The organism is Burkholderiales bacterium, assembly GCA_035518095.1.
Taxonomy (GTDB): domain Bacteria; phylum Pseudomonadota; class Gammaproteobacteria; order Burkholderiales; family JAHFRG01; genus JAHFRG01.
In genome coordinates this window covers 1-12,427 of sequence record DATIXX010000036.1, presented here as the reverse complement: position 1 = coordinate 12,427, position 12,427 = coordinate 1, and the positions used below count along the sequence as shown (strand labels likewise).

Below are 12,427 nucleotides of genomic sequence, written 5' to 3'. Positions count from 1 at the left end.
CGGAATAGCGCGCCTTCATCCTAAAGATCCGCAAGCCATTTGCTTAGACTTTCCAATTGTGAAAATTGAGTGAGATCGATTTGCAATGGTGTAATGGAAACCTTATGGTGCAAAACCGCATGGAAATCGGTGCCGTCGCCCGCGTCTTGCACACCACCAGCTGCACCGACCCAGTAAACCGTGTCACCGCGTGGAGTGTGGGTCTTCACAACCGGCTCGGCCTTATGACGCCTCCCCAAGCGGGTGACCTCAAATCCCTTAAGCTCGGCATAGGTCACATCCGGAACGTTGACATTCAGCAGGAGCGGTTGCACATGGGTATATTTCTGCAAACGCTCGATAATTCTCGTTGTGACCTGCGCCGCGGTCGCATAATTGTCACCAGCGCTCGCCGCCAGCGACACGGCGAGAGAAGGAATGCCGAGTAAAAAACCTTCGGTCGCTGCAGCAACGGTTCCGGAATAAATCGTGTCATCGCCCATGTTGGCGCCGTCATTGATTCCCGAGATAACAATATCAGGCAGCCGGTCGAGCATGCCCGTCACCGCCAGATGCACGCAATCGGTGGGTGTGCCGTTAACGTAATAGAATCCGTTGTGCGATTTGCGCAGGTTTAACGGTCTGTCCAGCGTGAGCGAATTACTCGCACCGCTGTTGTCACGCTCCGGCGCTACCACAGTAATTTCTGCGATGCGCGACAGGCTTTCGGCAAGCACCGCCAGCCCCGGCGAGAAATAGCCGTCATCGTTACTGAGCAGGATACGCATTTCGGAAGGATAAGCCAGGGTGGCGCAATGCAGGCAAGTCGCTGGGCAATAAGCAGTCGGCCCAAAGAAAAAAGCTCAATGTTTCGATTTCTGACCCCCGTTTTCCAATCGCTAAATGCTAAACGGGAAAGGGCGGCGAGATTCGAACTCGCGACCACTAACACCCGCAAAGCATCCTAACATCGCACCTGATTGTTAATCAATATGTTGCAATGGTCGCCGTTTGTTGGTGAACGCGCATCGGCCAGCGGCGCATTCCAAAAATATCAAAGGCCGCAAAGCAAAAAAACGTTAATCGCCTGCGGACTCAAAAAAATGCCCCAGTGAGGGGCGCAAAAGGGGGCAACCTAGAAGGGAGGTAGACGAACCCTACCCGGTTACATTCTGTCACTTAAATATTAAACAAATATTACCGCCATGTAACAGGCAAGCTGGAGAGAATCGCTATAAAATAGCTATACTGGCGGCCGTTAACACCAAGCCGGCACCCATGCATATCTTCTGATTATTGATTATAAGTAATCGCGCCGCAGCTACATCCGCCCCCCGGCAATGCTATAAAGCAGGATGCTCAGGACCACCAAAGTCACGGCGACATACACCCGGTCGCGCTGCATGGCAAATGCAATCATCGAGAAAATAACGCGAGCCACCGGAGTCGCCAGGAGGAGCAACAGGCCAAACTCAATCAACCCAGTGCCGCGCCACTGCAAGCAGTCGCGAAGAATGCCGCTGAAGCTGCGCAAATCCGCGGGCTCCCCGCGAAAAATGCGATAGTGCGGCATCTCGCGGCCATGATGAATTAGATAGACCGCGCCTCCAACCACTACCACAGCAGCCGCAATGATCACACCAACGCGCAGCAGGTTGCCGATCCCCTGCTCGATCTTCTGCTCTGTCCAACCCGTCCGTTGATCACTCATGGTTACAGCCTTCCCGTCAGGCCCTTGTAAATCATCTCAATTCCCAGAACAATGATCGCTACGACGAAGATCCTTCGTAGCGTCCCAATCCCCGTCCTTTCCAGGAGACGCGCGCCGGTGAGCGATCCGATCAACACGCCGAGCATGACGGGCATGGCAAGCCCGGGATCAAGATAGCCGCGGCTAAAGTACACTCCAGCGCTGGCAGCCGCCGTTACACCGATCATAAAGTTACTGGTGGTGGTTGATACCTTGAACGGAAGGCGCATTGCCCAGTCCAGCGCCAAAACTTTGACTGCACCGGACCCGATGCCGAGCAATCCGGAGAGTGAGCCCGCGACGAACATCGTAGCGAATGCCGCCGGCACACGGTGCGCGTGGTAGGCCTGCGCACCCGCGGGCGTAGGATAGGTGCCGTCCAAGTTGAGCCAGGTGGCGATACGGTCGGGGCGATCCGCGCCGGTCGGGCCGTGCAACCTGCGCAGCGACACATACGCGGATGCCAGGAGCACTGCGCCGAAGATCACGGCAATGCTCGAACCCGCGATATAAACCGTGAGCGTCGCGCCGACCACCGCTCCTATAGTGGTGGCTATTTGCAAGAACATGCCGATCCGCAGGTTAATATAACCCTCGCGTACATAGGCCGAGGCGGCGCCGGAAGAGGTCGCAATGACCGAGATCAGCGCCGCGCCGGCAGCGTAGTGAATGTCAACCCCGAGCATCAGGGTCAGCATGGGGATTACCATGATACCGCCCCCGAGCCCCGTCAGGGCACCCAGAAACCCGGCAGCGATCGACCCAAGCCATACCACAGTTGAGAATTCAAGAATGTTCAATGCGACTACCGTTGGCGATTGTGTTAATTGTTTGCAGGCAATAGGGTAGCACACCAGGCTAATCGTCGATCGTCCTCGCCAAATCAGCGACCGTCTCATCGACAAAAATGTCATGCAGTCCTTCCAACTTGATTCGGTTCTTTAGCAGCTATTTTCGCTGCAGGCTCACGTTTGCTTTTCGCCTATTGCGATCGCGGCACTCTAGATCTAAACTGGTCGAGCTCGCGTACTTGTTGAACAATCAGGACGCGAGACCAAGAGTACGGGTGTACGATTGGTCATGCACTGCGTAAGGAGGCGGTAACGGCATGATGAAATTAGTAACGGCGATCATTAAGCCCTTTAAGCTGGATGAGGTGAGGAAATCGTTGACTTCAATCGGGGTGCAGGGGCTCACGGTAACTGACGTGAAGGGCTTTGGACGCCAGAAAGGCCATACGGAACTGTACCGGGGGGCGGAGTACACCGTGGACTTTGTGCCCAAGGTGAAACTTGAGGTAGCGATCGGAGCGGACATGCTGGACCGCGTAGTTGAGGCAATCGAAAAATCTGCGGCTACCGGCAAAATTGGTGACGGCAAGATCTTTGTCTATGATCTCGAACAGGCGGTCAGGGTCCGCACTCGCGAAACCGGTCCAGCTGCGCTCTAGCCTGCTATAAGAAGAGCACGCTACAGCAACTAGCCCGGTACGCGGTACTGCTGTTCGCGCCAAAGGGTGCCGCGCTTGCGGTTGGCGACGGTGCACAGGTTCCCGTGTATACAACTTCTACAGCCGCGCTGACGCGGACGGGGCCCTTTGTAGTCTCCGCGATGCTCCTGAACGCCAGCCTGCTTCTGATTTGAGCCGTTCCCTTTGATTTAGAAACTAATGGCCGGGCCATGGCCATGTCCGGTCCGGATCAATACAGGCCAGGTATTCTACCGTGAGCCTGCTTGGCTTCTCTTTTCGATTTTGCGGCGGCTACTCCTCGTTACGGCATAACAGCAGGTATATGGCACAAATTAGGATGGTCATGATTAGCGCGCCAGTAAGCAGGCTTCCGAAAGTGGCTAGCAGCACATCGTAGCCAAGACGGAACTCAGGGAAATCAGCTTCCATACCGCCTAATACCGATGTCAGGCAAAAAAGCAACACTGATATGCACAGCCATTTGAACATGTATCTTGGAAGATGGACGCGTTGCTCTCGATTATGACGGTAAGCCATAGTCCGATCCCAAGGACTGCCGCGGGTCGCGTCCATAAACATCCAAAACGGCCACAGATACCGATAGAGATATTCCCACAGGCTCACATCGTTCGTAACATGGGAGCCCGGCTTCAATGCTGAAGTCATAAATGTCATTCGGTAAGACGACACGTAAGTTTCAGCGAGAAACCGCCCATGCTTGATGCGTAGATGACAGTTAAGCCGCCAGAGACCCGATCAAAAGAATAGTGCCCGCCGTGCGACACGTCATGCCAATCAATACTATTATCTGTAAATGTGGCGGGAAATGAATTTGCCGTGTTGTTTTCAAAGTCTATCGGCATGTCCCAAGTGGCACCACTAACCGGATTTGTGCAACGCAGGACTGCTTCTGAGGCATCTGCATGCGCGTCCGAGCACAACAGCAATAGCCGGGCTAAGAATGCCGCCAAAACATTTGTTACGCGAGCTCCGCGGTAACTGATCATAACGAACGTCTCGCTGCAAATTGCGTTACATTCCGCTGATCCGTTTTATAGCACTTCACCATTCCGGGGGCGTTTACGTCCCCACTAAACTATGGAGAGCCTAAACAACAAAGACTATTGGGAATCGGCGGGCCCAGCGCATTCCCGCCGATTTCCAGAACCATGGTTTAAGGGTAGCTATCCGACAATTAGTGGCGTCCTCTCGTTGTTGTGTGCGACACGGGTAATCTGTTCAAATCGACGGATACGCCTGTTCGCCGTGTACCTCAAAATCGCCCTCTTCCAACTGCTTGTCATTCATACGTAGCGGAACCACCAGAGAAATGAGCTTGAGCAGAATATAGGTGCCAACGGCGTTGAGTACGATGATGAACAGCGCGGCCTCCCCTTGCAGTATCAGTTGCGGGAAATTGCCGTAAAACCAGCCGGTAGCATTGACACCGGGTGCCTTCGCGCCGGTGCCAAGGTAAACAAGCATATCCGGATTAGCCAGAATACCTGTCAAAAGGCCGCCACAAAGGCCCGCCACACCGTGTGTGGAGAACACGCTCAATGTATCGTCTGCTTTGGACATGAACTTTGTCTTCTGAAACTTGTTCATGCTAAACCAGGGAATGATACCGACAACGACGCCGATAATGATTGCGCCCCACCCATTGACATACCCAGCCGCCGGCGTAATTCCAACGAGGCCGGCAATCATGCCATTGATCGCCCCGGTTATCGACGGCTTGCCGTACGCCATTGAGTCCATGACCGTCCATGTCAGCAAAGCGACCGCGGTGCAAAGATTCGTGTTGAAGACGGCGCCCCCTGCGTTGGCGTTTGCGAAGTACGGGTCACCCCCATTAAAGCCATTCCACCCCAACCACAGGATGCCCGCGCCAGCCATAGCGATCAGCAGGTTGTTGGGCGCAAATGTTTCTCTGTCACGCTGTAACCGCGGACCAATCACCGCTGCGGCCACAAAGCCTGAGACGCCGGCAGCAAGGTGGATCACATAGCCGCCCGAGAAGTCGAGTGCCCCCAAGCTAGCGAGCCAGCCGCCGCCCCATAGGCTAAACGCCCCGACGGTGTAGATGCACGTTATCCAAAGAGGGACGAAGATTATCCATGCTTTAAAATTCATGCGCCCGATCAGTGAGCCTCCCAGGATGATGACCGTGATTGCGGCAAAGACGAACTGGAAGAACATCAACGTCGCCATGGGAAAGGTGAGATCCGGCATCCCGGACGCCGCCGCCGGGACACTCGCCTGCCCTAACTCAAAACCCGCCGCGATTGCGGGTCCAGGGTGCCCGAGGAACGGGAACCATTGTGGGCCAAAGGCCATGTTGTAAGCAAAGAGCGCCCACACCACCAGGGTTGCGGCAAAAGCATAAAACGCCATGAACGCACTGTTGATTGCCCATTTCTTTTTGACCAACCCTGCATAGATGAGCATCAGGCCCGGTACGCTCTGTAAGCCTACGAAGGTTGCGGCTGCAAGCTGCCACGCATTGTTGCCTGTATTCAACCACGCTGGAGCTGACACATACTCCCCTGGAGGAGCAGCCGGCGCGGCTGCCGCTGCTGCTGGAGCCGGCGTAGTGGGTTGCGTATCGGCAAACGCGAGTGGTAGGACGGTGAGATTTAAAATGCTGAACAGAAGAAGCAACGTGGAAACTACGAACCGTTTCATGATTTTTTCCTCCTTGCTGGCTATGTTTCCTGAAGCGCGACGCACTCCTCTAGTACAAATGCACGATTCAATTCGTGGTAAGGTCCAGCAAAATTTAGGCCTAGTACGATTCGATTGTTTTACATGGAATTTATTTAATTCGAATGCACCAACATGGATCAATCAGCTACACTTGCGCCCTACGCTAGTGCAGTGGCATTGCTTTGGCCGGGATCAGACAATTTCAAAAACTGGGCGTCAAATTTTTGCTTCTAGATGAATGCAGCTAATAGTTTTTTTATTGGGTTTGGCTTTTGCTATCCACAATGAGCCGCGAAGTGACCAGGCCTAACCGTGCAGAGTGAAGCCAGACTTATCTGAGCGCGAAGCGCGAGTTGCGCAGCGCCAGTTTTGGCTGAAGAGCGAAGACGAAGTCGGCGAACCGGGGTCGCGTTTTTCTTTGGTGGCTTTCTTCTGCGTCGCCAATAGTAAAGTCACCATCCGCTGCGCTGCCTTCGCCATTCGGGTCACAAGACACGGGGCCTTTGAAAACGAATAGTGTGCGCCCATGTTAGAAAATCGGGGCGAACCGCCTAATTTTGGGTGGCCAGATTTCGCGAAACCCAGTCGATCAATTCGCTGATGAGACTATCGCTGGCGTCAACCAAACCTTTGACTGCGCCTTCGGCATTTGGGCTTGGGGCCTCACGCCTGAGGAGAAAGCTCCGCTGCGCAATGAGCTTACGATCAGGGAGCCGAATCACGCTTGCGCGCAGCCCGATTGCCACGTAGCTGCATTTCTCCGAGTAAAACACCTGAGTGAATTCCTGTAACTCCATGCGGACCAGATAATCCGCCTGCGCGCCGTCGCGGCTGTCAAGCACTCCTTTTTCATTGGCCGCGGCAATGCGCTGCCTGAGTCGTTGACTGAGCAACGCTGCTGGCGCGGCGACCCAGCGGCTGTCTGCGTAGGCATGATGACGGGTTTTATTGTCGTAATCCAAACGATAAGTAATATCCGGAGAATCGAGCCACGACGGTGCCGCAATATTGGGAATGAGCAGGGTGGCATTGATGCATTTTGAATTTTCATGGATAGGCAGCGGGCCCAAATCATAGACCGCGGCGGGCCCTCGAGACTGCGGCGCGGATATACAGCCGGCGAGAAACGCCGATAACGCCAGGACCCCAGCCAATCTCCTCACTGATTTCTACCTTCGGGTGAGAAACCCTTCTCTCCGGGACCGGGTTCAGGCACGGCTGCCCCGAACACGAGACTTTGCGGCCGTTCGCGGATATCCGCCAGCAGCCCATTTAGAGTGCGCGAAGTGTTAGAAAGGTTTCCAATCAAATCCGATAATTTCGGCAGGGTATCGTCAATCAATGCATCGCCCACCGCCTTGCCCTTTGAGCCGATTTCTTCTGCATTTTGGGCCACCACATCGAGAGCATTCAGGTGTGCCTGAGTTTGCGTCGACAGTCGGTCCAGATTGAGCAAAAATTCATCCGCGTCAGTAAGCACCTGGTTGGTTTTACTGGAAAGCGCCGGCAGCGTCCTTAAGGTCGGTTCCAGCTCGCTCGCGATCGATGCAATACGGGCGGAGGCGGTATCAAGGTTAGCAAGCGTGCGCCGCAAATGCGCCTGTGTTTCATCATTGAGAAGCGCATTTACCCGCGTGGCGGTCTCGTTCGCCGCGACAATCAGGTCCTGGCCTTCGGTGCTTAGTTTGTCAAGAACCGAAGGGCGCATTTCAATTCGAGCCGGATGCTCGAAATCGGTATTCAGGGGCTCGCGCCGCAGACCCTTGTCGTCAAGCTGAACGTAGGAAAGCCCGGTAACGCCTTGGGGAGCGAGCTGCGCATAAGTTCCCTTAGTAATGGGAGCGGTGTGGTCGACAAGTATGCGGATTAAAATGTTCTGTGAATTGCTCGGATCGAAGCCTATCGTATCAACTTTGCCCACCGTCACACCGCGAAAACGAACCGGTGCCTGTGGATTGAGACCCGAGACCGATGATCTGGAAACGACCAAGTAGGCATTCACCGGGACCGTAGAAATCCCCTTAAACCAGAATATCGCGGCGGCAAGCGCAGCACAAAGCACAAGCACAAAGATACCCGCCGCCAGGGCATACGCGCGATTTTCCATTGTTGCGCCTCCTTTAAGTAACAAGAGTTCTCACAGCGCAGCGACTTAAGCGCTCAGGCGAGCGTTTTCCATCCCGGTAAGTGCACAGCGCCCCCGCTCACCCAGAAAGAAATTCCGAATAAAGGGATCATCCAGCTTTATAAGTTCCTTGAGTGGAGCAACGGCGACCAGACGTTGGTCCGTCAATACAGCAACTCTGTCGCTGAGTTCGACGACCGAATTCAGGTCGTGAGTCGCCATTACTACGGTCAGGTGAAGTTGACTGCGCAGCATCTTAATCAATTTCACAAAACTTTCGCTGCGTTCGGGATCCAATCCCGCCGTCGGTTCATCCAGAAACAGCAATTCAGGATCGAGGGCGATTGCACGGGCCAGCGCGACGCGTTTTACCATGCCGCCTGAAAGTTCAGCGGGGAATTTCTCAGCATCGGCCGCGGCGATTTCAACCAGGTCCAGTTTTACCATAACCAGACTATTGATGACGGCTTCGTCCAGCAGCCCGAGTTCACGAAGGGGCAAGGCGACGTTGTCATAAACAGTAAGCGCAGTGAACAGCGCGCCGTCCTGAAACAACACACCACAGCGGTTATGCATTTGCCGCATAGCGTCCGGACCGCATGACCGCAACGCTTGACAGAACAGGCAGACTGTCCCACGGGCCGGTTTTTCCAATCCGAGCATTTGCCTCAGCAATGTGGTCTTGCCGCTGCCCGATCCGCCCACCAGCGCAAGCACTTCGCCGCGGTGGACGCATAGATTAATGTCGCGGTGTATCACGGTCTCGCCGAAGCGGGTCCATAATCCTTCCACCTCGATAACACATTCTTCGTTCATCATCGGAGCCCCACGTGGGAGAACAGGACTGCGAATATAGAATCTGTGACGATGACAATCGTAATCGATGTAACCACTGAGGTGGTGGTGCCGATGGCCAAGCTGGACGTGTCACGGTGAATTCTTAGACCGAACTGGCAGGCGATGATTCCGATCAGAAGACCGAACACCACAGCCTTACTGAACCCCAGCCAGAGATTGGCGATGGGCACAACATCCGGCAAGCGCGTTAGAAAGAACCGGTAACTGATATCCAGCTCGAACCCGGCTGAAACCATGCCGCCAAGCAGCGCGGCCGCATCGGTCCAGAGAACAAGTAAAGGCAAAGACACAGCAAGCGCAACCACTTTGGGCAAAATCAGTCGCGTGGTGTGTGAAATGCCCATGACAGACAGTGCATCCAATTCCTGTGTAATCTTCATAACACCCAGCTGAGCAGTCATCGCGGAACCGGAGCGGCCTGCCACCAGAATTGCACAAAGCACCGGACCCAGTTCCCGAATAATGCTGATGCCCAGAATATTAATAATGTAAACGCCGGCTCCAAATATCCGCAGTTGTTCCGCCGACAAATAACCGATTACTACCCCGATGAGAAATCCCAACAATGCGGTAATCGGCAACGCTTGCGCACCGGCCCGGTAAATGTTCGTCGAGATTTCCCGCCAGGGTGCGCGCGATGGACGCGCCAATAAATAGGCCGCGTCGAGTGCGAGTTGGCCGAAAAGCTGAACCGCAGCATAGAGGTAACTGAGAAAGGCAAGGACGGATTCTCCTATGGTCACGACAGGCACAGTCCAGTCATATCGTGCGCCGGGTGACACGTGTTCACCCGTAGAGCCAAGGCCAACAAAAAGCGCATCATGCTCGGGCCGCAAGCTGAGATTTTTCACTCGACGCTCACCCCAGGCCTGCCAGAGCAAAGCTGCGCCCACAGTGTCCAGAGAATCGACGCCCTTCAAATCCCAGTGCAAGCCCTGATTGGCAGCGTAGGTTACGAGCTGGGAGCGAAGCAAATTAATCTGCTTCCCCAAAGCCGCCAAATTCCATGCGCCGGTAAGTTCAACCCGTCCTTCTCTATCCGGAATAGCTACGTAGCGAAGCGACGGGGAGGTAATCATGATGACGGGTAGTAAAGGCGGCGAGCCCTAACGAAATTGTAACCCGAGTTGCCACGGTGAAAGAACGACGTCTTGGGCTTCAAGGCCGTCGGACCAGCGTGATGATTATTGATCGAGCGCCGAATGTTTTGTATCCCTGGCTGTGTCCGCACAGTAAAAATAGCCCGCGAAGTCCACAAACGAGCCATTGATATTGCTGGTTGGGACGGTGCGATTCGAACTCACGGCCACTGGCACCCTGTCTGGAACATAGCATCGGGGAATATTGTCAATCAATGCCTTGCAACGCTCGCCAATTCGAAAATTAGTACAAAAGTGTCCCAAAAACCGTCAGATGAAGTGGTATAGAAATTCGCGACTGGTCATTTCGCATGGATTTTCCGGAAATGTTCTCCGTTCACGGTTTTCATCGTGGCGAAGTCCGCCTTATCCAGGTCGAATTTGCAGCCCGCCTCGCGCAGCACTCTGTGCGGGGCCATCGAGGATGCGTCCGGATAGTAGTAGAGCCTCATGTGGTTTGTGTCTTTCAACGAATTAATGAAAGCAAGCCGGATTTGACGTCAACATCGGAATGAAGAGCCGCCGCCGCCGGCACTGTCTGGAGTGCCTTTGCAGGGTTTCGCGAGCCAGATGACCGGAATCAAAAGCAGAAACAGAATGGCCGATGCGTAGAAAATGTCGATTGCCGAAAGCAGGAATGCCTGCTGATCGATCACGCGATTCACCATGGCATGGCTTTGCCCGGTATTCAGGCCCAAGGCCTGAAGGTTTGCAAACGACTGCGTGGAAACCGGGCTGTAGGTCGTAATGTACTCGACAAGGTGCGAGTGATGGAGTTTCGCGCGGTCATCCCACAGGGTGGTCACAATCGACGTGCCAAATGAGCCTGCCAACACGCGCGCGAAATTGCTCAAACCGGTCGCTGCGGCAATCTGATCCGGGGGCACGCCTGCAAGGGAAATCGTGATCAGCGGAATAAAAAAAATAGCGACCGCCACGCCTTGCACGATGGTCGGCATCAGTATCGTGTAGAGGTCGGCCTGGGTGTTAAAGTGCGAACGCATGAACATCATTACGGCGAACACCACGAAGGACGCGGTTGCAAAAATGCGCGCGTCGACGCGATCGATAGTTTTGCCGACCACAGGCGACAGCACGACGGCAAACAGCGCAACCGGCGCCAGTGTCACGCCGGCAAGCGTCGCGGTGTAGCCCATGTATTTCTGCAGCCACAGGGGAAGCAGCACGATATTACCGAAGAAAGTGCCGTAGCCGAGCGAAACCGCGAGCGTGCCGGTCCAAAAATTGCGCACCTTGAACAGCCGCAGGTGCACGATAGGATGCTGTTCGGTGAGTTCCCATACCAGAAACAGCGCAAAGCCTACGATGGTCGTGATAGCGAGCGCTGTGATGAACGTCGAATTAAACCAGTCGAGGTCCTTGCCCTTGTCGAGCATGACCTGCAGCGCGCCCACCCAGATTATGAGCAGCCCCAGCCCGACGGTGTCGATCGGAAGCTTGCGCGTGGCCGTCTCGCGCTTGCTGTAAATGACCCACGTCACCGCCGCAGCGGCGATGCCGATGGGCACGTTGATGTAGAAAATCCACGGCCAAGAATAATCATCCGTGATCCAGCCGCCAAGCAGCGGCCCTACCCCCGGCGCCACCAGCGTGGTGATGGACCACATTGCAAGGGCAGTGCCCGCTTTTTGCTTGGGATAACTCGAGAGCAGCAACGACTGGGATAGCGGGATCATCGGTCCCGCCACCGCGCCCTGAATCACCCGGAAAAAAATCAGCAACCCCATCGAAGGCGCGAAACCGCATAAAAAAGAGGCAATCACAAACAGCACCACCGACGCCGTGAAAAGACGTACCTGCCCATAACGCTGCGAAAGCCAACCGGTGAGCGGCAGCGAGATTGCGTTGGCCACGGCGAACGAGGTAATGATCCAGGTGCCTTGCTCCGCCGAAACTCCGAGGTCGCCTGCAATCGTGGGCAGCGATACGTTGGCGATCGAGGTGTCGAGCACATTCATGAAAGTCGCGAGCGCCAGCGCGAGGCTGCCCAATACAAGCGCGCCGCCCTGAAGCGGCGCAGCAACAGCCGTGGCCGGTCTTGCGGCTGGAACGTCAGCGGTACTCGATGCGGCGGCCATAACTGCGTTCTCGCGAAATGGTATTAAAACCCTTCGGGCGCTGTGGGGCGTGGCTTCGCGCCATCAACTCCCACCAGGCGACTCCGATTCCCGCCGCTCCCGTGATCGATGTCGCGGGCGGATCGTGCCGTTTCGCCTTCGTTAGCTCCGATAATCGATTTTGCGCGCGCATCGGCGCCGGCATCCTGCGACTGGAATACGTCGGTCGCATAACTCGGCGTGTTCTGGGCAAGTTGCGGCAGGCGCGCGCCTGTGCGATTGTGCGTGTCGACATTCACCAGCATCGACAATCCGATT

General features: G+C 55.1%; 13 protein-coding genes. 1 reads left to right on the top strand and 12 read right to left on the bottom strand.

The genetic code is table 11. From position 1 onward, the window contains the following. Nucleotides 1-20 precede the first annotated feature (20 nt). From surE to VLV32_06780, 3 genes are all read right to left on the bottom strand, one after another. Nucleotides 21-767, bottom strand: a complete 747-nt coding sequence (gene surE / locus VLV32_06790; protein HUL41593.1) for a 5'/3'-nucleotidase SurE — start codon at nucleotides 765-767, stop codon at nucleotides 21-23. A gap of 533 nt (nucleotides 768-1,300) precedes the next feature. Next, the gene (locus tag VLV32_06785) at nucleotides 1,301-1,690 is read right to left on the bottom strand and encodes a DUF1634 domain-containing protein (GenBank protein HUL41592.1); all 390 of its coding nucleotides are present in this window, start codon (nucleotides 1,688-1,690) and stop codon (nucleotides 1,301-1,303) included. 2 nt (nucleotides 1,691-1,692) lie between these two features. Beyond that, the gene (locus VLV32_06780; protein ID HUL41591.1) at nucleotides 1,693-2,529 is read right to left on the bottom strand and encodes a sulfite exporter TauE/SafE family protein; all 837 of its coding nucleotides are present in this window, start codon (nucleotides 2,527-2,529) and stop codon (nucleotides 1,693-1,695) included. 311 nt (nucleotides 2,530-2,840) lie between these two features. Between VLV32_06780 and VLV32_06775 the strand changes: the two genes are divergently transcribed. After that, nucleotides 2,841-3,179 (top strand): P-II family nitrogen regulator, encoded by a 339-nt coding sequence (locus VLV32_06775; protein ID HUL41590.1) that lies wholly within the window; start codon nucleotides 2,841-2,843, stop codon nucleotides 3,177-3,179. A 312-nt stretch (nucleotides 3,180-3,491) separates the two neighbouring features. Here the strand turns inward: VLV32_06775 and VLV32_06770 are convergent, their stop codons facing one another. From VLV32_06770 to VLV32_06730, 9 genes are all read right to left on the bottom strand, one after another. Continuing rightward, nucleotides 3,492-3,875: a hypothetical protein gene (locus VLV32_06770; GenBank protein HUL41589.1), complete on the bottom strand. Its 384-nt coding sequence runs from the start codon at nucleotides 3,873-3,875 to the stop codon at nucleotides 3,492-3,494. A 564-nt stretch (nucleotides 3,876-4,439) separates the two neighbouring features. Continuing rightward, nucleotides 4,440-5,888, bottom strand: a complete 1,449-nt coding sequence (locus VLV32_06765; protein ID HUL41588.1) for an ammonium transporter — start codon at nucleotides 5,886-5,888, stop codon at nucleotides 4,440-4,442. Nucleotides 5,889-6,460: 572 nt separating this feature from the next. Continuing rightward, complete coding sequence (locus VLV32_06760) at nucleotides 6,461-7,072, bottom strand: ABC-type transport auxiliary lipoprotein family protein (GenBank protein HUL41587.1); 612 nt, start codon at nucleotides 7,070-7,072, stop codon at nucleotides 6,461-6,463. Then, the gene (locus tag VLV32_06755; GenBank protein HUL41586.1) at nucleotides 7,069-8,016 is read right to left on the bottom strand and encodes an MlaD family protein; all 948 of its coding nucleotides are present in this window, start codon (nucleotides 8,014-8,016) and stop codon (nucleotides 7,069-7,071) included. Before VLV32_06755 ends, VLV32_06760 begins: the two co-directional genes overlap by 4 nt. A gap of 45 nt (nucleotides 8,017-8,061) precedes the next feature. After that, entirely contained in the window at nucleotides 8,062-8,853 is a 792-nt protein-coding gene (locus VLV32_06750) for an ATP-binding cassette domain-containing protein (protein HUL41585.1), read from the bottom strand. After that, nucleotides 8,850-9,971: an ABC transporter permease gene (locus tag VLV32_06745; protein HUL41584.1), complete on the bottom strand. Its 1,122-nt coding sequence runs from the start codon at nucleotides 9,969-9,971 to the stop codon at nucleotides 8,850-8,852. Before VLV32_06745 ends, VLV32_06750 begins: the two co-directional genes overlap by 4 nt. Nucleotides 9,972-10,333: 362 nt before the next feature. After that, nucleotides 10,334-10,483 carry a hypothetical protein gene (locus VLV32_06740; GenBank protein ID HUL41583.1) on the bottom strand — a complete coding sequence of 50 codons (150 nt, stop codon included), beginning with the start codon at nucleotides 10,481-10,483 and terminating at the stop codon, nucleotides 10,334-10,336. Nucleotides 10,484-10,531: 48 nt separating this feature from the next. Continuing rightward, on the bottom strand, nucleotides 10,532-12,130 hold the full coding sequence (locus VLV32_06735) for a DHA2 family efflux MFS transporter permease subunit (GenBank protein ID HUL41582.1): 1,599 nt from the start codon (nucleotides 12,128-12,130) through the stop codon (nucleotides 10,532-10,534). A 23-nt stretch (nucleotides 12,131-12,153) separates the two neighbouring features. Then, on the bottom strand, nucleotides 12,154-12,427 hold a 274-nt coding region (locus tag VLV32_06730), incomplete at its 5' end, for a hypothetical protein (GenBank protein HUL41581.1).